This is a genomic window from Paraburkholderia sp. CNPSo 3274, from assembly GCF_024206475.1.
Taxonomy (GTDB): Bacteria; Pseudomonadota; Gammaproteobacteria; order Burkholderiales; family Burkholderiaceae; genus Paraburkholderia.
Genome location: NZ_JAMBPR010000032.1, coordinates 1 through 22,765, shown reverse-complemented (window position 1 = coordinate 22,765; position 22,765 = coordinate 1). Strand labels below are relative to the sequence as shown.

At 65.7% G+C, this 22,765-nt stretch carries 18 protein-coding genes and 2 pseudogenes; 16 read left to right on the top strand and 4 right to left on the bottom strand.

Annotated elements, in window-relative coordinates:
• The first annotated feature begins 136 nt into the window (after nt 1-136).
• Complete coding sequence (locus tag M3I54_RS21980) at nt 137-1,726, top strand: inorganic phosphate transporter (protein ID WP_254339756.1); 1,590 nt, start codon at nt 137-139, stop codon at nt 1,724-1,726.
• A 77-nt stretch (nt 1,727-1,803) separates the two neighbouring features.
• On the opposite strand, the gene ppk2 is transcribed toward M3I54_RS21980, so the two are convergent.
• From ppk2 to M3I54_RS21965, 3 genes and pseudogenes are all read right to left on the bottom strand, one after another.
• A complete protein-coding gene (gene ppk2 / locus M3I54_RS21975; RefSeq protein WP_375542187.1) occupies nt 1,804-2,733 on the bottom strand; it encodes a polyphosphate kinase 2 in 930 nt (309 codons plus the stop codon).
• A gap of 110 nt (nt 2,734-2,843) precedes the next feature.
• A complete protein-coding gene (locus M3I54_RS21970; protein ID WP_254339752.1) occupies nt 2,844-3,224 on the bottom strand; it encodes a VOC family protein in 381 nt (126 codons plus the stop codon).
• A gap of 230 nt (nt 3,225-3,454) precedes the next feature.
• Nucleotides 3,455-4,117 (bottom strand): annotated as a pseudogene (locus tag M3I54_RS21965) (FadR/GntR family transcriptional regulator); the annotation flags it as partial.
• Nucleotides 4,118-4,324: 207 nt separating this feature from the next.
• On the opposite strand from M3I54_RS21965, the gene M3I54_RS21960 reads away from it, so the two are divergent.
• The 10 genes from M3I54_RS21960 to M3I54_RS21915 all read left to right on the top strand — a co-directional run bounded on the left by M3I54_RS21960 (nt 4,325) and on the right by M3I54_RS21915 (nt 15,402).
• A complete protein-coding gene (locus M3I54_RS21960) occupies nt 4,325-5,116 on the top strand; it encodes a (Fe-S)-binding protein (protein ID WP_254339748.1) in 792 nt (263 codons plus the stop codon).
• Nucleotides 5,113-5,847, top strand: coding sequence for a lactate utilization protein C (locus tag M3I54_RS21955; protein WP_254339747.1), 735 nt, complete (start codon nt 5,113-5,115; stop codon nt 5,845-5,847). Before M3I54_RS21960 ends, M3I54_RS21955 begins: the two co-directional genes overlap by 4 nt.
• Nucleotides 5,844-7,310: a LutB/LldF family L-lactate oxidation iron-sulfur protein gene (locus tag M3I54_RS21950; RefSeq protein WP_254339746.1), complete on the top strand. Its 1,467-nt coding sequence runs from the start codon at nt 5,844-5,846 to the stop codon at nt 7,308-7,310. Before M3I54_RS21955 ends, M3I54_RS21950 begins: the two co-directional genes overlap by 4 nt.
• A gap of 91 nt (nt 7,311-7,401) precedes the next feature.
• Nucleotides 7,402-9,120, top strand: a complete 1,719-nt coding sequence (locus M3I54_RS21945) for a lactate permease LctP family transporter (RefSeq protein ID WP_254339745.1) — start codon at nt 7,402-7,404, stop codon at nt 9,118-9,120.
• Nucleotides 9,121-9,398: 278 nt separating this feature from the next.
• Nucleotides 9,399-12,212, top strand: a complete 2,814-nt coding sequence (locus M3I54_RS21940) for a monovalent cation/H+ antiporter subunit A (protein WP_254339743.1) — start codon at nt 9,399-9,401, stop codon at nt 12,210-12,212.
• A complete protein-coding gene (locus M3I54_RS21935; RefSeq protein WP_254339742.1) occupies nt 12,212-12,565 on the top strand; it encodes a Na+/H+ antiporter subunit C in 354 nt (117 codons plus the stop codon). The genes M3I54_RS21940 and M3I54_RS21935 overlap by 1 nt, the downstream gene beginning before the upstream one ends.
• On the top strand, nt 12,562-14,226 hold the full coding sequence (locus tag M3I54_RS21930; protein WP_254339741.1) for a monovalent cation/H+ antiporter subunit D: 1,665 nt from the start codon (nt 12,562-12,564) through the stop codon (nt 14,224-14,226). The genes M3I54_RS21935 and M3I54_RS21930 overlap by 4 nt, the downstream gene beginning before the upstream one ends.
• 1 nt (nt 14,227) lies before the next feature.
• On the top strand, nt 14,228-14,722 hold the full coding sequence (locus M3I54_RS21925; protein WP_254339733.1) for a Na+/H+ antiporter subunit E: 495 nt from the start codon (nt 14,228-14,230) through the stop codon (nt 14,720-14,722).
• A complete protein-coding gene (locus M3I54_RS21920; RefSeq protein ID WP_069261755.1) occupies nt 14,716-14,991 on the top strand; it encodes a K+/H+ antiporter subunit F in 276 nt (91 codons plus the stop codon). The genes M3I54_RS21925 and M3I54_RS21920 overlap by 7 nt, the downstream gene beginning before the upstream one ends.
• A 12-nt stretch (nt 14,992-15,003) precedes the next feature.
• A complete protein-coding gene (locus M3I54_RS21915; RefSeq protein WP_254339731.1) occupies nt 15,004-15,402 on the top strand; it encodes a Na+/H+ antiporter subunit G in 399 nt (132 codons plus the stop codon).
• A gap of 83 nt (nt 15,403-15,485) precedes the next feature.
• Here the strand turns inward: M3I54_RS21915 and M3I54_RS21910 are convergent, their stop codons facing one another.
• On the bottom strand, nt 15,486-16,394 hold the full coding sequence (locus tag M3I54_RS21910) for a LysR family transcriptional regulator (protein ID WP_254339730.1): 909 nt from the start codon (nt 16,392-16,394) through the stop codon (nt 15,486-15,488).
• A 147-nt stretch (nt 16,395-16,541) separates the two neighbouring features.
• Here M3I54_RS21910 and M3I54_RS21905 point away from each other — a divergent pair, with 147 nt between their 5' ends.
• From M3I54_RS21905 to M3I54_RS21885, 5 genes and pseudogenes are all read left to right on the top strand, one after another.
• Nucleotides 16,542-18,665, top strand: coding sequence for a 3-hydroxyacyl-CoA dehydrogenase NAD-binding domain-containing protein (locus tag M3I54_RS21905; RefSeq protein ID WP_254339729.1), 2,124 nt, complete (start codon nt 16,542-16,544; stop codon nt 18,663-18,665).
• Nucleotides 18,666-18,680: 15 nt separating this feature from the next.
• Entirely contained in the window at nt 18,681-19,877 is a 1,197-nt protein-coding gene (locus M3I54_RS21900; RefSeq protein ID WP_254339728.1) for an acyl-CoA dehydrogenase family protein, read from the top strand.
• Nucleotides 19,878-19,887: 10 nt separating this feature from the next.
• Nucleotides 19,888-21,024, top strand: coding sequence for an acyl-CoA dehydrogenase family protein (locus M3I54_RS21895; protein WP_254339727.1), 1,137 nt, complete (start codon nt 19,888-19,890; stop codon nt 21,022-21,024).
• Between the two features lie 59 nt (nt 21,025-21,083).
• Nucleotides 21,084-22,298 (top strand): CaiB/BaiF CoA-transferase family protein, encoded by a 1,215-nt coding sequence (locus tag M3I54_RS21890; RefSeq protein WP_254339726.1) that lies wholly within the window; start codon nt 21,084-21,086, stop codon nt 22,296-22,298.
• A gap of 23 nt (nt 22,299-22,321) precedes the next feature.
• A pseudogene (locus M3I54_RS21885) lies at nt 22,322-22,765 on the top strand (electron transfer flavoprotein subunit beta/FixA family protein); the annotation flags it as partial.

The following is a 22,765-nucleotide window of genomic DNA, read 5'->3' as shown; positions in this document are numbered from 1 at the left end:
TCGATGGGGCGCCGATCTATCTGTCGGGCATGCATCGGGCATGGCTGGCACGAATCCGTCATCAAACGGACACCCGGGCGGTTCAGCATCGAAGGCGAAACCTCTGCCCACTGCCTCCCCCAGGAGCCCGCCTGCCATGCCAGAATTTTCCCTGTCACCGCAACCGGGCACCGCCCCCGCGCGCGGGCGCAACGCCAGCCTGCTCGCCTTCCTCATCGTCATCGCCGCAGGCGCCGTGTACGTGGGGATGCATCTCGCCGACGACCTCTCGTCGGTGCGCGAAAGCTCGGCGATGCCCTGGATCCTGCTCGGCATCGCGCTCCTGATCGCCCTCGGCTTCGAGTTCGTAAACGGCTTCCACGATACCGCGAATGCGGTCGCGACCGTCATCTATACGCACTCGCTTTCGCCCAATATCGCCGTGATGTGGTCGGGCGCCTGGAATTTCCTCGGCGTGCTCACGTCCACCGGCGCGGTTGCCTTCGGCATCCTGCAACTGCTGCCTGTGGAACTGATCCTGCAGGTGGGCAGCAGCGCGGGCTTCGCCATGGTGTTCGCACTGCTCATTGCCGCGATCATCTGGAACCTGGGCACGTGGTACTTCGGCCTGCCTTCGTCGAGCTCGCATACGCTGATCGGCTCGATCATCGGCGTGGGCCTCATGAACCAGCTCATGCACGGCGCGAACGGCACGAGCGGCGTCGACTGGAGCCAGGCGCTCGGCGTGGGCAAGTCGCTGCTCTTTTCGCCGATCGTCGGCTTTTTGCTGGCCGGCCTGCTGCTGCTCATACTCAAGGCCGTCGTGCGCGTGCCCGCGCTCTACTCGGAGCCGAAGGGCAAGGAGCCGCCGCCGTTCTGGATCCGCTCGCTGCTCATCCTCACCTGCACGGGTGTGTCGTTCGCTCACGGCTCCAACGATGGCCAGAAGGGCATGGGCCTCATCATGCTGATCCTGATCGGCACAGTGCCCACGGCCTATGCGCTGAACCGCGCCGTGACGGCCGAGCAGACGCAGACCTTCATCGCCGTCGCGCACGACGCCACGCGCGCGCTCGAGCGCTACACGAACGGCGTGGCCGCGCCCGCCGATCCGCGCGCCGAAGTGGAACGCTTCATCGGCAGCCGCACGATGTCGAGCACGACGGTGCCCGCGCTCGCCGCGCTTTCGAACCAGGTGGCCAACCAGGTGCACGGCTACGGCTCGCTCGCGGCGGTGCCGCAATCGGTCGTCGATAACGTGCGCAACAACATGTACGTGATTTCCGAAGCGATCCGCCTGCTCGACAAGCAGAAGGCCGTGGCCTTCTCAGCCGACGACGCGAAGACCATCAACAACTTCCGCAGCCAGATCGACCACGCGACGAAATTCATCCCGACGTGGGTGAAGGTGGCCGTGGCGATCGCACTGGGACTCGGCACGATGGTGGGCTGGAAGCGCATCGTGGTGACGGTGGGCGAGCGCATCGGCAAGCAGCACCTGACCTACGGCCAGGGCGGCTGCGCGGAGGTCGTGGCGATGGTGACGATCGGCGCGGCGGACGTGTACGGCCTGCCGGTCTCGACCACGCACGTGCTCTCCTCGGGCGTGGCGGGCACGATGGCCGCGAACGGTTCGGGCCTGCAATGGAATACGGTGCGCAGCCTCGTGATGGCGTGGGTGCTCACGCTGCCCGCTTCGATCGTGCTGGCGGGGGCGCTTTATTGGGTGTTCAAGCACGTGTTCTGAGCACGAACGGCCAGAAAAAAGCCGCTCCCTTTGAGGGGCGCGGCTTTTTAATTGAATGCTGCGAACGGGACAACCCCTCAATAAATCTCCGGAATGATCATGTCCTGCGGCACCGGCTGGCGAATGTAGTCGGGATGATGCACGCGCCCCGGCAGATTGACTTGCGGGTGCTCGATCTCGTGATACGGCACCTGGCTCAGCAAATGGTGAATGCAGTTCAGGCGCGCGCGCTTCTTGTCCACGCCCTGCACGACCCACCATGGCGCCTCGGGAATGTGCGAGCGCTGCAGCATCACTTCCTTCACGTGCGTGTAGGCCTCCCAGCGGCGGCGGCTTTCGAGGTCCATCGGCGAGAGCTTCCACTGCTTGAGCGGATCGTCGATGCGGCTCTGGAAGCGCACTTCCTGCTCGTCGTCGGTGATCGAGAACCAGTACTTGACGATCTGGACGCCGCTCCTCACGAGCATCTTTTCGAACTCGGGCACCGAGCGGAAGAACTCTTCGTATTCGTCATCGGTGCAGAAGTTCATCACGCGCTCCACGCCCGCGCGGTTGTACCAGCTGCGATCGAACAGCACCATTTCGCCGCCCGCCGGCAGATGCTGCACATAGCGCTGGAAATACCACTGCGTGCGCTCGCGGTTGTTTGGCGCAGGCAGCGCGGCCACGCGGCACATGCGCGGGTTCAGGCGCTGCGTGATGCGCTTGATGACACCGCCCTTGCCCGCCGCGTCGCGTCCCTCGAAGATCACGACGAGCCGGTGCCCCGTGCTCACGATCCAGTCCTGCATCTTCACGAGTTCGCCTTGCAAACGGATTAACTCGCGGAAATAGACGCGGCGAAGCGCACGTGCCTCGTCGCTGATATGCAGGCCGCTTTCCTGCAGCCGGTCGTCGACCTCCATTTCGAGCTCTTCGTCGTAGGCGTCGATGAGCTCTTCATCCAGACGCCGGCGGCGATGCAGTTCGGCTTCCTGCAGTTGCGCATCGCGTTGTTCGGCGTCCATCGTGCGGTCCAATTCATTCATGGCGACTCTCTCCTTGGTCGATATGCTGGCAACTCGCGCCACTATCGGCGTAGCGAGTGTCACGAATATTTCAAATGCATTGCGGCAGCTCAAGTGAGCGGCATTGCAAAGCTCAGTTCGTGGCCGTCCGGATCGACGAGATGGAAATAACGCTCGCCCCACGGCGCGTCGCACGGCGCGAACCCGGGCTTGGCGCCGGCCGCCAGTGCGTGGGCGTAGAACGCGTCCACGTCGGCGACGTAGAGGATCACGCGGCCCCAGCCGTTCACCGCGCCGTGCGGCCCCTCCAGCAGGTTCAGATAGCAGACGCCGGCCGCGCCGCCCAGTTCGAACGACGCGAAGCCCGACGCCGCCGGCCCGGCTTTCTGCACGAAGCCGAGCGCCTCGTAAAAGGGCACCGACCGCGCGATATCGCTGACGGTCAGCGTCACGGCGCTCAACGCTACGATTTGCGCGGCGCGCTCGTTCATATTTTCCTCCTGCTCACGCGGCTATGTACTGCGTGCGGCCTGGAATGAGGCCAACGGCCCGATCAGTCGACTTTAGCAGCGTTCGCACGCCCAGAGCGGGCCGCTGGTCTTTCCTCTGCGCTGCCCGGCGCCTTGCGCGGCGTTTTGCGCGCCGTCTTACCCGCCTGCGCGGCCGCTGGCGCGGCGCGCTGCGCATCGCCACTGGTTGGACCACTTTCCGGCCAGCCGATCTCCTCTCCCACCCGCGTGCGCACGAAGTCGATGTGCGTCTGCATCGCCGTGCGCGCCTCCTCGGGACGCCGCGCGACGATCGCGTCGCAAAGCGTTCGGTGCTGCTGCAGCAACTGGTCAGGCGCGTCTTCGTTCTGCACGCGCAGCCCCGTGCCGTTGATCGTGATGTGCTCGCGCAGCACGCCCAGCACGCTGGTGTGCAGATGCAGGAACATCGCGTTGTGCGAGGCCTGCGCGATCACTTCATGCAGCTTCGCGTCGGTGTCGGCTTCGGCGGCCTTGTCGTCCACTTCGCGCGTACGCTCCAGTTCCTGCATCAGCGCGCGAATGCGCGCGAGATCGTCGTCGCTCGCGCGCAGCGCCGCGAAATACGCAGTCGCGCCTTCCAGCACCCGGCGAAATTCGAGGATGTCATCGCGCAAGGCCGGATGATCGGCCACGAGTTGCCCCCAAGGCGACGCAAAGCCCGTGCGCAGCTGGTCGGTGACGAACACGCCCGCGCCCGGCCGGCTCTGCACGAGGCCGCGCGCGGCCAGGCGCTGGATCGCCTCGCGCACCGTATTGCGCGCCACGTCGTATTCCAGCGCAAGCAAGCGCTCGGAAGGCAGCTTCGCTCCCGCGCGCCAGGTGCCGTCGAGCAGCGACGTCTCCATCTGACGCATCACGGTTTCCACGCGCCCGCGCAAGCCTGCCCTGTCCCTCATTATCATACCCGAGTCTCGTTCTAGCTTGCGATAAGTGGTCCAACCAGTTTGAACCGTTCGCCCGAAGCGGGGATTATGCGCCCAAACCAGCGCTCGTCCCCAAGCTGCCCGGCCCCGGGCCCGCGGGGAAGGAGCACGAAAGCGCGCAAAGACACCGAGCGAGACATGAAGCCACGGCAATACCCCACCGAGCGCCCCATCCACGTCTATCTGTTCGCGACCTGCCTCGTCGACCTGTTCGTGCCGCAAGCCGGCCTCGACGCGGTGAAGCTGCTCGAACGCGAAGGCCTCACGGTCCATTTCCCGCGCAGCCAGAGTTGCTGCGGCCAGCCTGCGTACAGCAGCGGCAACCCGCGCCAGGCGCGCGAGGTCGCGCTCGCGCAACTCGGACTCTTCGAAAAGCCATGGCCCGTGATCGTGCCTTCGGGTTCGTGCGCGGGCATGATGCGTCACCACTGGCCCGCGCTGTTCGATGACGACGCCGCAAACGCCGCGCGCGCCGAGGGACTTTCGGAGCGCGTGTACGAACTCACGGAATTCCTGGTGCGCGTGCTGAACGTCGATTTCAACGCGTATGGCGCGAAGGGTTCCGTCCAGCAGCCCGAAGAGCGCGTCGTGCTGCACACCTCATGCGGCGCGCGGCGCGAGATGGGCACGCGCGTGCACGGCGTCGAAGTCGTCGATGCGCTGCCGGGCGTCACGCGCATCGAGCACGAACGCGAATCGGAATGCTGCGGCTTCGGCGGCACGTTCTCGCTCAAGCACCCGGACATTTCCGGCGCGATGGTCGCAGACAAGATCGCCTCCGCCTGCGCCACTGGCTGCGAGCGACTCGTTTCCGCCGACTGCGGGTGCCTGCTCAACATCGGCCACGCGGCGGCGCACAAGGGCGCGCCGCTCGCCGTGGAGCACCTCGCCTCGTTCCTCTGGCGCCGCACCGGCGGGGAGGCTGCATGAACGTCGATACGATGAGCGCGCGTGCGCGCATGCTGCAACGCCTGCGCGGCCATGCACCCGCCGCGCCCTCCACGACGCTCGAAGCGCTCGACGCGCGCATCGACGCGCATTTCACCGAACGCCGGGCGCTCGCCCCGCTTGCGCTGAACGAACGCATCGCGCAGTTCCAGCGCATGCTCGAAGCCGCCCACGCCGAGGTGATCTGCGCGAGCGCCGCAACCTGGGCCGGCGATCTCGCTGAGCGCTTCGCAGCGGCAGGCGTGCGCAGCGTGCTGCTCGACACCGCCTGCGCCGAAGGCATGGCGCTCGAGGCAGCGCTCCCGGCCGCCGTGCAGGCACGCAGTTACGCCCAGCCGATCGAGCAGTGGAAGGCCGAACTCTTCGACACCATCGACGCCGGCTTCACGGTCGCGCGCTCGGGTCTCGCGGCGACGGGCACGCTCGTGGTCGTGCCCGACGCGAACGCGCCGCGCACGGTCTCGCTCGTCCCGCCGCTGCACGTCGCGCTGATCCACGCGAGCACGCTGCACCCGGACCTGCACGCCGCCGTGGCCTCGGAGCGTTGGCGTGACGGCATGCCCACCAATCTCGTGATGATCTCAGGCCCTTCGAAGACCTCGGATATCCAGCAGACCACCGCCTATGGCGCGCATGGTCCCCGCGCTCTGTGGGTCGTCGTCGTGACCGATGAAGATCGCGAAACGAGTGTCCAGCGCGGAGCCGCCGAATGAGCACGACACCGCAGACATCTCAGGAAAACACGCTCCATTTCGTCCCGACCGCGGAATTCCGCCAGCGTGCACGCACGGCGCTCGACGATCCGCAGTTGCGCAAGAGCTTTCGCGGCGCGATGGACTTCCTGCAAGGCAAGCGCGCCGCGCAGTTCCCCGAAGCGGACGAACTCGAAGCCCTGCGCGATCTCGGCGAAGCGATACGCCAGCATGCGCTCGCGCGCCTGCCTGAACTACTCGAGCAACTGGAAACGAAGCTGCGCGCGAACGGCATTCAGGTGCATTGGGCCGAGACCGCCATTGAGGCGAACCGCATCGTCCACGCCATCGCGCAGCGTCACGCGGCCACGCGCGTGATCAAGGGCAAGTCGATGGCGAGCGAGGAGATCGAGCTCAACCATTACCTCGCGGCGCGCGGCGTCGACTGCATCGAATCGGACATGGGCGAGTACATCGTGCAGCTCGCGGGCGAGAAGCCCTCGCACATCGTGATGCCCGCCATTCACAAGACGAAGGGCGACATCGGGCACTTGTTCGAAGAGCACATTCCCGATACGCCCTTTACGGAGGACGTGGACACGCTCATTCAAACGGGCCGCCGCGCGCTGCGCCGCGCCTTCGTGGATGCGCAGATCGGCCTCTCCGGCGTGAACTTCGCCGCCGCCGACACGGGCACGCTCTGGCTCGTGGAAAACGAAGGCAATGGGCGCCTTTCCACCACGGTGCCCGACGTGCATATCGCGATCATGGGCATGGAAAAGGTGGTGGCAAAGCTCGAGCACATCGTGCCGCTTTCGAGCCTGCTCACGCGCTCGGCCACGGGCCAGCCGATCACGACGTATTTCAACCTGATCAGCAGCCCGCGCCGCGAAGGCGAGAAAGACGGCCCGCGCGAGTTGCATCTCGTACTGCTCGACAACGGCCGCAGCCAGGCCTACGCCGACGAGCAATTGCGCGCCACGCTGCAATGCATCCGCTGCGGCGCGTGCATGAACCACTGCCCGGTATACACGCGCATCGGCGGCCATGCGTACGGCACGACGTACCCGGGGCCAATCGGCAAGATCATTTCGCCGCATCTGCTCGGGCTCGACGCGACCGCCGAGCTGCCCACCGCTTCGAGCCTGTGCGGCGCGTGCGGCGAAGTCTGCCCGGTGCGCATTCCGATCCCGCAACTACTCGTGCGCCTGCGCACCGAAGCGAACCGCGACCCCGAGGAAAGCGTCGCGCATCCGTTGCGCGGCCAGGGCGCGAATCACAGCAGGAGCGAGCAGTTCATCTGGCGCTTCTGGAGTGGCGCGTTCGCGCATCCGCGCGCCTACCGTGCGCTGCGCTGGGCCGTGACGCGTTTGCGCGGCCTCGCGCCCTCGCAGCAAATGGGCTGGACGCAGCACCGCACGCCGCTCAAGCCCGCGCCGCGCAGCCTGCACGACCTGCTGCGCGAGCGCGACCAGCCGCAATAGCGTTCATGTCGTCAGGCATGCGAAATAACACTCAAAGCAAGCCTGGCGGCCTTACATAAATTTTCTACCCGCATCATCGGAGGAGACCGTAGTGCAACCCTGGTATCAGATCTATACACCGCTCGGCAGTCTGTGGCTATCCGCGCTCGTGGCCGCCATTCCCATTCTGTTCTTCTTCGTCGCGCTCGCCGGCCTGCGCATGAAGGGCCATGTCGCCGCGGCGATCACCCTGCTGCTCGCGCTCGCCGTGGCGATCTTCGAATACGGCATGCCCGTGCGCCAGGCGCTCGTTTCCGCGGGTTTCGGCTTTGCCTACGGCATCTGGCCGATCGCGTGGATCATCGTCACCGCGGTGTTCCTCTACAAGATCGTCGTGAAGACGGGACAGTTCGAGATCATCCGCGCCTCGGTGCTCTCGATCACCGATGACCAGCGCCTGCAACTGCTGCTGATCGGCTTCTCGTTCGGCGCGTTCCTCGAAGGCGCGGCGGGCTTCGGCGCGCCGGTGGCGATCACCTCGGCGCTGCTCGTCGGCCTCGGTTTCGAGCCGCTCTACGCCGCGGGCCTGTGCCTCATCGCCAATACCGCTCCGGTTGCGTTCGGCGCGATGGGTATTCCCATCATCGTCGCGGGCCAGGTGACGGGCATCGATCCGTTCCTGATCGGCGCGATGGCGGGCCGTCAATTGCCGCTGCTGTCGCTCTTCGTGCCCTTCTGGCTCGTCTTCATCATGGACGGCAAGCGCGGCGTAAAGGAAACGTGGCCCGCCGCGCTCGTGGCCGGCGGCAGCTTCGCTGTGACGCAGTACTTCACGTCGAACCACATCGGGCCCGAGTTGCCGGACATCACCTCGGCGCTCGTGAGCCTCGTCGCGCTCGCCGCGTTCCTCAATGTGTGGCAGCCGCGTCGGGCAACCCAAGGCACGAGCGTGAAGGTGAGTGGCGGTGCAGCTGTGCTGGGCGGCTTCGGCGGCATAGGCGGGAACAAGGGCGGTTCGCGTGCGGCGGCTTCGAGCCGCAAGGCGTCGCCGTACAGCATCGCGCAAACCGTGCGCGCGTGGGCGCCGTTCATTCTGCTCACGGCCATCGTGACCGTGTGGAGCGTCAAGCCGTTCAAGGCGCTCTTCGCAGCGAAGGGGCCGCTCGCGGGCACGATTCTGAGCCTCCACGTACCGGGTCTCGATCAGCTCGTGGTGCGCACGGCGCCGATCGTCGCAACACCCAAGGCCTATGAGGCCGTGTTCAAGCTCGACTGGCTCTCCGCCGTGGGCACCGCGATCATGATCACCGCGATCCTCTCCGCGCTCCTGCTGCGCATGAAGCCCCGCGCCGCCGTGGCCGCGTTCTTCGAGACGCTCGGCGAACTGCGCCGCCCCGTGCTTTCCATCGGTCTCGTGCTCGCCTTCGCGTTCGTCGCGAACTACTCGGGCATGTCGTCCACGCTCGCCCTCGCGCTTGCGGGCACCGGCGCCGCCTTCCCGTTCTTCTCGCCGTTCCTCGGCTGGCTCGGCGTGTTCCTCACAGGCTCCGATACGTCGTCGAACGCGCTGTTCTGCTCGCTGCAGCACACCACGGCGCACCAGATCAACGTGTCGGACACGCTGCTCGTCGCGGCCAATACCTCGGGCGGCGTGAGCGGCAAGATGATTTCGCCGCAGTCGATCGCGGTGGCCTGCGCGGCAACCGGGCTCGTCGGCAAGGAGTCATCGCTGTTCCGCTTCACCCTGCGTCATAGCCTGTTCTTCGCGGCTGTCGTGGGCGTGGTGACGCTGATTCAAGCTTATGTGCTCACCGGCATGATTCCGCAGTGATGGCGTAGTCGCGGTCACAACGCGAAACGAGCATGAACGGTCCGCGCGTGCGTGCGGAAAGGATTGGCAAAACGACACGCGCTCACGAAACCTTCGTCTGGCCGATGTGAAGATCATCGACGAGCCCCCAGGCCAGAGGACCTGACGCACGTTTCTTTCGTATGACACCCCGTGGCCGCCTTGATGCCACATGAATGAACTCCGTCCCCGTTTGCGGCTATGATCGTGAACTGCGGCGCGGCGGCTCGGCGCCCAGCCGGATTCACGGGGAGTGTCGAATGGCAATGGGGTGGCTCGTCGTATTACCGTTCGTCGCCGCGGCGCTCGTCGCGTTCGCGAGGCCGCTCCCTGGACGCTGGGCGCCCGCCTTCGGCACGTGGGTCGCATTCGCGGCCCCGCTCTTCGGCCTGGGACTGCTGGGCAGCGAACGCGTGGGCATGGCCACCCATGGTGTGCTGCACTGGCAAGCCGACTGGATCCCGCAGCTCGGCCTCTCTTTCGCGCTGCGTCTGGACGGTCTTTCGTTCATGTTCGCGCTGCTCGTGCTCGCGATCGGCCTGCTCGTCTTTATCTACGCGCGCTACTACCTCGCGGGCAGCGAGTCGCTGCCGCGCCTTTACGCGCTGCTTCTGCTCTTCATGGGCGCGATGCTCGGCGTGGTGCTGTCGGACAACCTGCTGCTGCTCGTGATCTTCTGGGAACTCACGAGCATCGTGTCGTTCCTGCTGATCGGCTTCTGGCCTTCGCGCCCCGAAGCGCGGCGCGGCGCGCGCATGGCGCTCACCATCACGGGCGCGGGCGGCCTCGCGCTGCTGGCCGCCGTGCTGCTGCTTGGCCACGTGTGCGGCAGCTACGACCTCGACGTCGTGCTCGCGCATGCGGGCCAGGTGCAACGCAATCCGCTGTATCCCGCGATTCTCCTGCTCGTTCTTTTCGCGGCCTGCACGAAGTCGGCGCAGTTCCCGTTCCACTTCTGGCTGCCGCATGCGATGTCGGCGCCCACGCCCGTTTCCGCGTACCTGCATTCGGCGACCATGGTGAAGGCGGGCATCTTCCTTATCGCGCGTTTTTACCCCGTGCTCGAAGGCACCGACTGGTTCTTCTACGTGACGAGCCTGATCGGCCTCGTCACGCTCACGGGCGGAGCGCTCATGGCACTCGTGCAGCGCGATCTCAAGGGGCTGCTCGCGTATTCCACCATCAGCCATCTCGGGCTCATCGTGCTGCTGTTCGGCCTCGACACGCAGCTCTCCACCGTCGCCGCGCTCTTTCACACCTTCAATCACGCGGTATTCAAGGCCTCGCTCTTCATGGCGGCGGGCATCATCGACCATGAAACGGGCACGCGCGACCTGGGCCGCTTGCGTGGCCTGCGTCGCTTCATGCCGCATACCGCCGCGCTAGCCGCCGTGGCATCGCTCGCCATGGCAGGCGTGCCGCTGCTCAACGGCTTCCTCTCGAAGGAGATGTTCTTCGGCGAAACGCTTGCACAAGGACTCCTCGGCGACTTCAACTGGATCATTCCCGCGCTCGCCGTCATTGCGGCGGGGCTCTCGGTCGCGTACTCGCTGCGCTTCGTGTGGGGCGTGTTCTTCGACGGCGAGACGCCGCACGACCTTCCCCACTACCCGCCGCACGAACCCCCGCGTTTCATGAAGCTGCCCGTCGAGATTCTCGTCGTCATCTGTCTGCTCGTGGGCCTCGTGCCGGAGCAAACCATTGGCAAGATGCTCGAGTCCGCGGCGTGGTTCGCGCTGGGCGGCGTCGTGCCCACCTACAGCCTGAGCTTGTGGCACGGCATCAATCTGCCGCTCGTGATGAGCTGCGTGTCGTTCGTGGGCGGCGCGCTGCTGTTCTTCTATCGCCGCGACGCGTTCCGCCATCATCGTTCGCTACTCTCCGAAATGAACGCGAGCGAAGGCTTCGACCGCTTCGTGCAGCAGCTCGAAAAAGCCGCGGGCTTCGTGGTGAATCTCTTCGAAACGCGCTCGCTGCCGTCGTATCTCGCGTGGATGATCGCGGCAATGCTGATCGTGCCAGGCGCCGCGCTGCTCGGACTTGCGTCGCTGGACGGCGCGTACCGCTCGGCGCCGCTCGATGCGATGACGCTCGTCGGCCTCGTGCTGATGGCGCTGATGGCAGTGGGTGTCGTGCTCGTGCGCGCCAATACGCTCTATGCACTCGTGGTGCTGAGCACCTGCGGGCTGCTCGTCACGCTGGCGTTCGTGCGTTTCTCCGCGCCGGACCTCGCGCTCACGCAGATCTCCGTGGAAGTGGTCACGGTGTTGCTGCTCGTGCTCGCCATCTACTTTCTGCCTGTCGCGCAGCGCGCGCAAGAGCCTCCAGCCGCGCGTGCCCGCAACGTGGTGCTCGCAATCGCGGGCGGCGCGCTGATCGGCGGCGTGGCATATGCGGTGATGACGCGCGCACCCATCGATGGCGTCGGCCAGTTCTTTCTCGCGAACGCGCTGCCGGGCAGCGGCGGCCACAACGTCGTGAACGTGATCCTCGTCGATTTCCGCGGCTTCGACACGATGGTCGAGATCAGCGTGCTGGTGGTGGCGGGGCTCGCCGTGAAGGCGCTGCTGCGCGGCCTGCGCCTGAAATCGCCCGACACGGGCCCGGGCGGCCTGCCGTGGTCGTCGCAGTCGCACCCGCTGCTGCTCGCCATTCTCGCGCGCCTCATGCTGCCGCTCACCCTGCTGGTTGCCGTGTTCATCTTTCTGCGCGGCCACAATCTGCCGGGCGGCGGCTTTATCGCCTCGCTCGTGATCTCGATTGCGCTCCTGCTGCAATACGTGGCGAGCGGCGTGCTGTGGACCGAGTCGCGCATCCGCATCAACTACCGCGCGCTCGCGGGCCTCGGCATTCTCGTTGCGGCCGCAACGGGCGTGGGCGCGATCGTGCTCGGCCGGCCCTTCCTCACCAGCGCGTTCGGCCATTTGCATGTGCCGCTGATCGGCGAAATCGAACTGAGCACGGCCATGCTGTTCGACCTCGGCGTGCTGGGCGCCGTGGTCGGAACGACGCTCACGATCGTCTCGCACCTCGGCGTGCGCGACAAGGACATGCAATCCGTGGAGAAAAGCTGATGGAAGCCGCCTTCGCCATTACGCTCGGCGTGCTCTGCGCGAGCGGCATCTACCTGCTGCTGTGCGCACGCGTGCTGCCGGTGATCCTCGGCATCACGCTGTTCTCGTACGCGATCAACTTGTTCCTGCTCGGCATGGGCCGGCTCTCCACCGGCAAGCCGCCCGTGATCGCGCCGGGCGCGCACTATGCGGACCCCGTGCCGCAGGCGCTCGTGCTCACCGCGATCGTGATCGGCTTCGCCATGACGGCCTTCACGGTCGTGCTCGCGCTGCGCGCGCTCGCGATCGACGGCACCGATCATGTGGACGGTGACAACCCGCAGCGGATTGGCAAGGAGATGCGCGGCGAATGAATCACGCTCTCATCCTCCCCATCCTGATTCCGCTTTTCGCGGCCGGCGCGATCGTAGCGCTACCGCTACGCGCGAAGCGCTTGCAGCGCGCGATCAACGTAGTTGCCACGCTCGCGCTGCTGCCCATCGCGGTGGCGCTCGCCGAATTCGCGGCGCAAGGACAGGTTGCCAGCTATGCGCTCGGCGCGTGGCCCGCGCCGTTCGGCATCGTGTTGCAGATCGACCGGCTTGGCGCGCTCATGCTCCTGCTGACCGCGCTGCTCGCGTGCTGCTGCCTGCTCGGCACCACGAGCGCCGACGTCCGGCGCGGACGCTACTATCGCGCGCTCGTGCAGTTCGAACTGATGGGCCTGAACGGCGCGTTTCTCGCCGGCGACCTCTTCAATCTGTTCGTCTTCTTCGAACTGCTGTTGATCGCCTCTTACGCGCTGCTGCTGCATGGAGGCGGCCGCCGCCGCGTGCGCAACGGCTTGCACTACATGCTGTTGAACCTCGTGGGCTCGTCGTTCTTCCTGATCGCGCTGGGCGTGCTATACGGCCTCACGGGCACACTCAACATGGCCGACATGGGCGAGCGGCTCGCACATCTGGACGCCGCGTCGCTGCCCCTCGCGCAGTTCGCCGGCGCGACGCTCATGCTCGTATTTGGCCTCAAGGCCGCCGTGTTCCCCATGTCGTTCTGGTTGCCACAGGCGTATCGAAGCGCGATCGGGCCCGTAGCCGCGCTGTTCGCGATCATGACCAAGGTGGGCATCTATGCGATGCTTCGCTGCGACGCGCTCGTGTTCGGCGCGGCCGGGGGCGTGCTCGACGCGTTCCTGCATCAATGGGCGTGGTGGCTCGCCATTGCGACGATCGTCTACGGCGCGCTCGGCGCGCTCGCGGTATCGAGCCTCAAGACCACGACCGGATTTCTCGTGCTGGTCTCGGTCGGCCTGCTGATTGCGGCCGTCACGATGCAAACCGTGCTCGCGTGGAGCGCGCTGCTGTACTACCTCATCAGCACGACGCTATGCACGGGCGCGCTGTTCATGCTCGCCGATACGCTGGAGTCCGAAGCAAGCGAACCTGCGGTCGTGCCCGCTGCACCGGAAACACGCGAGGCCGCCTCGCTCGAATCGCTCGACGACGCCACCGCGCCCGCCATCACGCCCGAGGCGGACGGCGAGCCCATCGCAACGCCTCCCAAGGCAGCGGACCCTGAAAAAACGCCCGCGCCCTGGCCCTCGAACATCGCCGGCGTACTCTATCTCGCGGCAGCGGTTGGCGCAGTCGGCCTGCCGCCGCTCTCGGGCTTTCTGGGCAAGGCCATGGTGCTAGCCGCCACGCCGCTTTCGCAGGCCGTCGTGCTCTGGCCCGTCGTGCTGCTCTCGGGCCTGCTATCGATCGTCGCGCTCAGCCGCACGGGCACGCGCCTGCTGTGGGCGATTCCCGCTGCACGCGCCTACGATGGCGCACCAGCCGCCGCGCCGAGCGGCAGCCGCGCCAAGCTCGCCGCGTGTGCGCTGCTCCTCGCGGGCGTGGTGGCTGCCACGGTGTTTGCTGGCCCGCTCAAGCAGTACCTCGACGCCACCGCCGCACAGTTGCTCGACCGCGAAGCCTACGTTCACGCGATCCTGCCCGCGCAGGCACCGCAAACGTCACAGAGCGGAGGAAGCTGACATGCTCAAGAGGCTCTTTCCGCACCCCTGGCTCACCGTCGTGCTGCTCGTATGCTGGGTATTGCTGATGAACGACGTGTCGCCGGGCAACCTGCTCCTTGGACTCGTGCTCGGGACCGCCATCGCCTACCGCGTGGGCGAAGGGCTGTGGCTTACGCCCGTACGCTTCGGCAAACCGTGGCTGCTCGTGCGGCTCTTAGGGCATGTGCTCTACGACATCCTCGTGGCGAATCTCGAAGTCGCGTTGCTCGTGCTTGGCCCGACGAAGCGCCTGCGCCCCACCTTCATCGACGTGCCGCTCGACAGCACCCACGAAATCGCGCTTTCGGCGCTCATCAGCATCGTCTCGCTGAGCCCCGGCACGCTGTGCGCCGAGCTCTCCGACGACCGCAGGCGGCTCGTCGTGCACGTGCTCGATCTCGAAGACGAAGCCGCGCTCGTCGCCTTGATCAAGTCCCGTTACGAAGCCCCGCTCATGGAGATCTTCGCATGCTAGCCATCGTCATTCCGGTGTCGTTCGCGATCCTCGGGCTCGCGTTCCTGCTCACGCTAGTGCGCCTCGTGCGCGGGCCTTCGCTGCCAGACCGGCTCGTTGCGCTCGACACGCTCAATATCAACGCGATCGCGCTGATCGTCGTCTACGGCATCATGCTGCGCTCGACGGTCTTCTTCGAAATTGCGCTGCTCATCGCGGTCATGGGGTTCGTGGCGACCGTCGCGTTCACGAAGTACCTGCAGCGCGGCGACATCATCGAACTGAACTAGGGCGAGTCCGCTATGCAAATCGTCATCGAAGTGATTGTCTGCGTGCTGCTCCTGCTTGGCAGCGCGTTCACGCTGATCGGCGCTCTAGGCCTTGCACGCCTGCCCGACTTCTACATGCGCCTGCACGGACCGACCAAATCGACCACACTCGGCGTAGGCGGCGTCGTGCTCGCCTCCGTCGTGTACTTCAGTGCGCACAACAATTTCGCGAGCCTGCACGAAGTACTGATTCCGGCGTTCCTGTTTCTCACCGCGCCCATCAGCGCGCATATGCTCGCGAAGGCCGGGATCCAGCAACGCGTAGCCGTTTCGTCCGTCACACGCGGACGGCCGGACGCCGCCGGCGCCAGTGCAAGCGGCGAGCGTGCGCAAGACGCGAACCCGGACAACAATGCCGCACAGGATTCTTGAATATCGGCGCGAATCTTCGCGCAGTCGGCCCCCTTCAACCTCGCGAACAATACGGACGAGTGAAGGCGCGCTAGCGGCGCCTCTCACGCGGCCGCGCCGCGCCCGGTCTTGCGGGCCTCGCCCAGCACGTAATCGATGAAGGTAGACGCCGCCCGCGTGTGGTGGCGGTTCGGCATATAGAGCATGTACATATGTGTGCCGAAAATACTCAAGCGCCACGCGTCGAGCGACGTCACGGCAGCGCCCTGGCGAATGTCGTCGTGCATCACGTAGTCGGGCACGATGCCCACGCCGAGTCCCGCGAGAATCGACTGGCGCAAAAATAGAAAGTTTTCCGAAATAATCGAGGGCTCGAGCAACACCTCGTGCCGGTCCTCGTTCAGATAGCCCGCAAGGCGCAATTGCCGCCCCACCACCGTTGCCGTGATGACGGGCGCGCGCGCCAGATCTTCCAGCGTTTGCGGCATGCCGTGCTTTTCAGCCCATTCCGTGCACGCACACGCGATGTACTTCACCGGCCCCATATCGCGCGCCACGAGATTCTGCGGCGGCTCGTGCATCACGCGCACGGCAATATCGACTTCGTCGCGCAGCAGGTCTTCGACGCGATTTTCGAACATCACGTCGAGCACGATGCCGGGGTACATCCGCTTGAACTGGATGAGCCAGTCCGACATCACGAGCTGCCCGTAGCCGCTCGGCACCGAAAGCCGCACGCGCCCCTGCAAGCTCTGGCCGAGGGTGGAGACCGATTCGCGCGCGGCGAGCAGCGCGTTCTGGATCGCGCGGCCGTGCTCGTAGAGCTTCAGGCCGATTTCGGTCGGTTCGACACGGCGCGTGGTGCGGCGCACGAGCTGCAGGCCGATCGACTTCTCCAGGTGGTTGAGGTGGTAGCTGACGTTCGCGCGGCTCATCTTGAGCCGGCGCGCCGCCTCGCTCAGGTTGCCCGCGTCGAGAATCTCGACGAGCAGGGTCAGCGCATTGACGTCCATGGCACATCCACTGTCAAAGATATTTTGACAGTCTGTCAACGAGCGATGGGATTGTCAATTACTCCTGACGCGCCGAGAATCGACGCGAACATGAAAGATTACCGTCTGGTCCGCCAGTCCAGCCCTCATTATGGAGACAGCATCGCCATGGCATCCGATCCCGTGAACGCCTCCCCCGTCACTCACGAACTGCGCGGCAAGGTGCTGCTCGTCACCGTGGACAATCCGCCCGTCAACGCGCTGGGCGTGGACGTGCGCCGCGGCCTCGCGGCCGCCATCGAGCATGCCGAGGCGAACGATGCCGTGCAGGCCGTGCTGATCGTCGGCGCGGGGCGCAATTTCATAGCCGGCGCGGACATCCGCGAGTTCGGCAAGCCACCGCAGCCGCCCGCGCTGCCCGACGTGTGCAACCGCATCGAGGCCTGCCACAAGCCGGTGATCGCCGCCATTCATGGCGCGGCGCTCGGCGGCGGCCTCGAAGTGGCACTCGCGGCGCACTACAGGCTCGCCGTGGCGGGCGCGAAACTCGGCCTGCCCGAAGTGCAACTGGGCCTGCTGCCCGGCGCAGGCGGCACGCAACGCACGCCGCGCCTAATCGGCGCCGAAGCGTCGCTCTCGCTCATGCTGAGCGGCCGTCACGCGAGCGCGCAGGAAGCACACAAGCTCGGCCTCTTCGACCGGGTGGGCGCGAGCGACGACATTCTCGCCGAAGGGCTCGCCTACGCGCAGGAAATGCTCGCGGGCCATACGCCGGTGCGACGCACGCGCGACGCCCAGGCGCTCGCCGACCGCGCTCAAGCGCAAGCCGCGATCGACGCCGCGCGCGCCGACACCGCGAAGAAGTCGCGTGGCCTCTTTTCGCCGCTGAAGATCGTCGATTGCGTGCAGGCCGCGCTCGATCTTTCGTTCGACGAAGGCTTGCGCTTCGAGCGCAAGCAGTTCCTCGAATGCCTCGAAAGCCCGCAGCGCGCGGGTCTCGTGCACGCATTCTTCGCTGAGCGCGAAGTGCAGAAGGCCCCTGAAACGAAGAGCGCGAAGCCGCGCGCGATCGAAACCGTCGGCGTGATCGGCGGCGGCACGATGGGCGCGGGCATTGCCGTGGCCGTGCTCGACGCGGGCCTGCCGGTGACGATGATCGAGCGCGACGACGCCTCGCTTGCGCGCGGCCGTGCACATGTGGAAAAGGTCTACGACGGCCTCATCGCCAAGGGCCGCATGAAGCCCGAAGCGAAAGCACAGATCCTCGCGCGCTTCAGCGGCAGCACCTCGTACGATGCGCTCGCGAACACCGATCTCGTCATCGAAGCCGTGTTCGAGGACATGGCCGTGAAACAGGCCGTGTTCGCCGAACTCGACCGCGTGTGCAAGCCCGGCGCCGTGCTCGCGACCAATACCTCGTATCTCGACATCGACGTCATTGCCGCCAGCATCAAACGCCCGCAGGACGTAGTGGGCCTGCACTTCTTCTCGCCCGCCAACATCATGAAGCTGCTCGAAATCGTGGTGCCGAAGCAGGTGAGCGCCGACGTGGTCGCCACGGCGTTCGAGCTGGCGAAGAAGCTGCGCAAGGTGCCCGTGCGCGCCGGCGTATGCGACGGCTTCATCGGCAACCGCATTCTCGCGGTGTTCCGCACCGCTGCGGATCATCTGATGGAAGACGGCGCTTCGCCGTACCAGATCGACAAGGCGGTGCGCGACTTCGGCTTCCCAATGGGCCCGTACCAGGTGGTCGATCTCGCGGGCGGCGACATCGGCTGGGCCACGCGCAAGCGCCGCGCCGCCACGCGCGACCCGAAGGCGCGCTACGTGCAGATCGCCGACCGCATTTGCGAGCGCGGCTGGTTCGGCCAGAAGACGGGCCGCGGCTTCTATCTCTACCCGGAAGGCGCACGCACGGGCACGCCCGACCCCGAAGTCGAGGCCATCATCCGCACCGAGCGCGAGCGCGCCGGCATCGAGCCGCGCAGCTTCAGCGACGAAGCGATCATGCGCCGCTACATGGCTGCGATGATCAACGAAGGCGCGAACGTCGTGCATGAAAAGATCGCACTGCGCCCGCTCGATGTGGATGTCACGCTGCTCTACGGCTACGGCTTCCCGCGCTATCGCGGCGGCCCGATGGCGTACGCCGATACCGTGGGCCTCGCCAACGTGCTCGCCGATATCCGCGAGTATGCGAAGGAAGATCCGCTGTTCTGGCGTCCTTCGCCGCTGCTCGTCGAACTGGTCGAGCGCGGCGAGAATTTCGCGAGCCTCAATCAATCGGCCTGAAGGAGCTTTTCACACATGGACCTCAAATTCACCGCCGAAGAAGAAGCGTTTCGCAGCGAAGTGCTCGCGTTCCTGCATGACCGTCTGCCACAGCGCCTTGCCAGCAAGGTGAGCAACGGCCGGCACCTCACGCGCGACGACATGGCGCAATGGCACGCCATCCTCCACGAAAAAGGCTGGCTCGCGAATCACTGGCCGCAGGAATACGGCGGTCCCGGCTGGACCGCCGTGCAGAAGTTCATCTTCGAGAACGAATGCGCGATTGCAGGCGCGCCGCGCATCGTGCCGTTCGGCGTGAACATGCTCGGGCCCGTGCTCATCAAGTACGGCAGCGAGGCGCAAAAGCGCTACTGGCTGCCGCGCATTCTCGACGGCTCGGACTGGTGGTGCCAGGGCTATTCGGAACCGGGGGCGGGCTCGGACCTCGCCTCGGTGCGCACGACTGCCATTCGTGAGGGCGACCACTACGTGGTGAACGGCCAGAAAACGTGGACCACGCTCGGCCACTACGCGAACATGATTTTCTGCCTCGTGCGCACCGCCACCGACGTGCGCAAGCAGGAAGGTATCAGCTTCCTGCTGATCGACATGAACACGCCGGGCATCGAGGTTCGCCCTATCATCACGCTCGACGGCGAACATGAGGTGAACGAAGTGTTCTTCACCGACGTGCGCGTGCCGGTGGCGAACATGGTTGGCGAAGAAAACAGGGGCTGGACCTACGCGAAATATCTGCTCACGTATGAGCGCACGAATATCGCGGGCGTGGGCTTTTCGGTGGCGGCGCTCGCGCGCCTGAAGCGCGCCGCGCAGACAATCACGCGCAACGGCAAGCCGCTCGCAGAAGATCGGCAATTTGCGGCGCGCGTTGCAAAGGTCGAAATCGATCTGGAGAACATGAAGACGACGAACCTGCGCGTGATCGCTGCCGTGGCGGGCGGCGGGGTACCCGGTGCGGAAAGCTCGATGCTCAAGATTCGCGGCACCGAGATCCGCCAGGAGATCGCCTCGCTGCTGCGCCGCGCGATGGGACCGTATGCCGCGCCGTTCGTCGAAGAAGCGCTCGAAGCAGGTGATGCGGGCGAGGCAATCGGCCCCGACGGGGCCGCCAGCGCCGCCGCGCAATACTTCAACAACCGCAAGCTGTCGATTTTCGGCGGCTCCAACGAAATTCAGAAGAACATCATCTCCAAGATGATTCTCGGGCTTTGAGAGGCACGCCATGGACTTCCAGCATACTGAAGACCGCCGCATGCTTGCGGATACGCTCAATCGCTTCGTCACGGAGCAATACAGTTTCAATACGCGCGATACAATCGCGCGCTCCAACGAAGGCTTTAGCGCGGACATGTGGCAGCGCTTCGCCGAACTCGGCGTGATCGGCGCGCTGTTCGACGAGGCCGAAGGCGGCTTTGGCGGCGCGGGCTTCGATGTCGCCGTGGTGTTCGAAGCGCTCGGGCGCGGACTCGTGGTCGAGCCGTTCCTCGATACGCTGATCGTTGGCCGTGCGCTCGCCCACGCGGGCAGCGAGTCGCAGCGCGCTCGCATTGCATCGTTCATCGACGGCTCACAAATCGCCGCGCTCGCCCACGACGAGCCGGGTTCGCACTACGAGGACGCACGCGTTGCGACGCGCGCGGAGAAAAGCGGTGATGGCTGGGTACTGCAAGGCGCGAAAGGCGTCGTACAGCATGCCGAACAAGCCGATGTGCTGCTCGTTTCGGCGCGTACCTCCGGTGATGAATTCGCCGAAGCAGGCATCTCCCTCTTCCTCGTGCCGCGCAATGCAGCGGGCGTGAGCTTGCGTGGCTACCGCAAGATCGACGGCGGCCGCGCAGCGGAAGTGGCGCTCGACAACGTGAAGGTGAATGCCGATGCGCTCGTCGGCGCGCTCGGCAGCGGCTTCGCGACGCTCGAACATGGACGCGGATACGGCATCGTCGCGCTCGCATCGGAGGCCGTGGGCGCGATGGATATCGCGCGCGACTTCACGCTCGAATACCTGCGCACGCGCAAGCAGTTCGGTGCGCCCATCGGCAGCTTCCAGGCGCTGCAGCATCGCATGGCGGACGTGCTGCTCGAAATCGAGCAGGCGCGCTCGGCGGTCATCAACGCGGCAGCGGCGATCGACGCGCCGCGCGCGCCGCGCGAACGTGCGCTTTCGGCCGCCAAGTATACGATCGGGCGCATCGGCGCGCGCGTGGCCGAAGAAGCGATCCAGCTGCATGGCGGCATTGGCATGACGTGGGAATTGCCGCTCGCGCACTATGCAAAGCGGCTCGTGATGATCGATCATCAACTCGGCGACGAGGATCATCATCTCGCGCGCTACATCGCATTGGGGCGTGAGGCGGCGTGAGCCACGAGGTGGGGCGACTGCGTACAGTTGCCCCGACAACGAACCAGGAGTACCTGTTGATGCAGACGGACAAAAACAGCTTGCCTCTATCGGGCGTGCGCGTGCTGGATCTTTCGCGCGTGCTGGCCGGGCCGTGGAGCGCGATGGTGCTCGGCGACCTCGGCGCGGAAGTCATCAAGATCGAGCATCCCGACCGCGGCGACGACACGCGCGACTGGGGCGTGCGAGTCGGCAAGACGGAGACTGCGTATTTCAACAGCGTGAATCGCAACAAGCGTTCGATCACGCTCGATCTGCAAACGCCCGAAGGCCAGCAGATCGTGCGCGAGCTGGCGAAAACCAGTGACATCGTCATTCAGAACTTCAAGTTCGGCGGCGCGGAAAAGCTCGGGCTCGGCTATGAGCCGTTGAGCGCGGAGAATCCGCGTCTCATCTATTGCTCGATTTCGGGCTACGACCGCACGGGACCCGAAGCGAAACGCCCCGGCTACGACCTCGTCGTGCAGGGTGAAACGGGTCTCATGGCGATGAACGGCGAAGCTCACCAGCCGCCGCTCAAATTCGGTGTGGCAGCCGTGGATCTTTTCACGGGTATGTATTCCGCACAGGCGATGCTCGCCGCGCTCTACGAGCGCGAGCGCACGGGTCGCGGGCGCCACATCGAGATGGCGCTGTTCGACTGCGGCCTCATGATTACCGCTTACTACGGCCTCGAAGCGCTGCTGATCGGCGAGGACCCGCCGCGTTATGGCAACGCGCACCCGTCGATCGTGCCGTATGGCGTGTTCGATGCGGCCGACGGTCCGCTCGTCATCACCGTGGGCAACAACGCGCAGTTCGAGCGTTTTTGCCGCGAGGTGATCGAGCGCGCCGACCTCGCCGACGACGCGCGCTACAAGACCAACATCCTGCGCGGGCAGAACCGCGAAACGCTCGTGCCGGAACTCACGCGCGAACTGGGCAGCCGCCCGCGCAAACTGCTGCTCGAACGGCTGGCGAGCGCTGGCATTCCGTGCGGCGAAGTGGCGGGCTTGCGCGAGGCGCTGCTTTCGCCGCGCGCAACGCTTGGCGGGCTCGTCACGCAGCAGCCGCATCCGCATACCGAAAGCGGCACGACGCCGGTGCTCGCGCCGCCGTGGCGCTTCGACGGCGAACGCATGCCCGTGCGGCACGCGCCTCCGCAACTGGGCGAAGGCACGCAGGAGGTCTTGCAGTCGATGCTCGGCTATTCGGCGGAGAAGCTGGCTGAGTTAAAGAACAAAGGCGTTATCTAGTTAACTATGGATGGAGGCATGCTGTGAAAATTCTTGTGCCAGTCAAACGCGTTGTCGATTACAACGTGAAGGTTCGTGTGAAGTCGGATGGCACGGGCGTCGACATCGCCAACGTGAAGATGTCGATGAACCCGTTCGACGAAATCGCCGTGGAAGAAGCGGTGCGTCTGAAGGAAGCGGGCGTGGCGACGGAAGTCATCGCGGTGTCGGCGGGCGTCACGCAGGCGCAGGAAACGCTGCGCACGGCGCTGGCCATCGGCGCGGATCGCGCGATCCTCATCGAGTCGAACGAAGACCTGCAGCCGCTGGCCGTCGCCAAGCTCCTGAAGGCGCTGGTCGACAAGGAACAGCCGCAACTGGTCATCCTCGGCAAGCAGGCCATTGACGACGATTCGAACCAGACCGGCCAGATGCTCGCCGCGCTGGCGAACCTGCCGCAAGCCACGTTTGCTTCGAAGGTTGTCGTT

What these genes read in the sequence shown, in the direction of transcription:
- M3I54_RS21930 (WP_254339741.1), top strand. Translation starts at nt 12,562, where the DNA reads ATGAATCACGCTCTCATCCTCCCCATCCTGATTCCGCTTTTCGCGGCC.
- M3I54_RS21915 (WP_254339731.1), top strand. Translation starts at nt 15,004, where the DNA reads ATGCAAATCGTCATCGAAGTGATTGTCTGCGTGCTGCTCCTGCTTGGC.
- ppk2 (WP_375542187.1), bottom strand. Translation starts at nt 2,733, where the DNA reads ATGGACGCCGAACAACGCGATGCGCAACTGCAGGAAGCCGAACTGCAT.
- M3I54_RS21960 (WP_254339748.1), top strand. Translation starts at nt 4,325, where the DNA reads ATGAAGCCACGGCAATACCCCACCGAGCGCCCCATCCACGTCTATCTG.
- M3I54_RS21970 (WP_254339752.1), bottom strand. Translation starts at nt 3,224, where the DNA reads ATGAACGAGCGCGCCGCGCAAATCGTAGCGTTGAGCGCCGTGACGCTG.
- M3I54_RS21910 (WP_254339730.1), bottom strand. Translation starts at nt 16,394, where the DNA reads ATGGACGTCAATGCGCTGACCCTGCTCGTCGAGATTCTCGACGCGGGC.
- M3I54_RS21980 (WP_254339756.1), top strand. Translation starts at nt 137, where the DNA reads ATGCCAGAATTTTCCCTGTCACCGCAACCGGGCACCGCCCCCGCGCGC.
- M3I54_RS21890 (WP_254339726.1), top strand. Translation starts at nt 21,084, where the DNA reads ATGCAGACGGACAAAAACAGCTTGCCTCTATCGGGCGTGCGCGTGCTG.
- M3I54_RS21935 (WP_254339742.1), top strand. Translation starts at nt 12,212, where the DNA reads ATGGAAGCCGCCTTCGCCATTACGCTCGGCGTGCTCTGCGCGAGCGGC.
- M3I54_RS21940 (WP_254339743.1), top strand. Translation starts at nt 9,399, where the DNA reads ATGGCAATGGGGTGGCTCGTCGTATTACCGTTCGTCGCCGCGGCGCTC.
- M3I54_RS21905 (WP_254339729.1), top strand. Translation starts at nt 16,542, where the DNA reads ATGGCATCCGATCCCGTGAACGCCTCCCCCGTCACTCACGAACTGCGC.
- M3I54_RS21895 (WP_254339727.1), top strand. Translation starts at nt 19,888, where the DNA reads ATGGACTTCCAGCATACTGAAGACCGCCGCATGCTTGCGGATACGCTC.
- M3I54_RS21950 (WP_254339746.1), top strand. Translation starts at nt 5,844, where the DNA reads ATGAGCACGACACCGCAGACATCTCAGGAAAACACGCTCCATTTCGTC.
- M3I54_RS21955 (WP_254339747.1), top strand. Translation starts at nt 5,113, where the DNA reads ATGAACGTCGATACGATGAGCGCGCGTGCGCGCATGCTGCAACGCCTG.
- M3I54_RS21925 (WP_254339733.1), top strand. Translation starts at nt 14,228, where the DNA reads ATGCTCAAGAGGCTCTTTCCGCACCCCTGGCTCACCGTCGTGCTGCTC.
- M3I54_RS21900 (WP_254339728.1), top strand. Translation starts at nt 18,681, where the DNA reads ATGGACCTCAAATTCACCGCCGAAGAAGAAGCGTTTCGCAGCGAAGTG.
- M3I54_RS21920 (WP_069261755.1), top strand. Translation starts at nt 14,716, where the DNA reads ATGCTAGCCATCGTCATTCCGGTGTCGTTCGCGATCCTCGGGCTCGCG.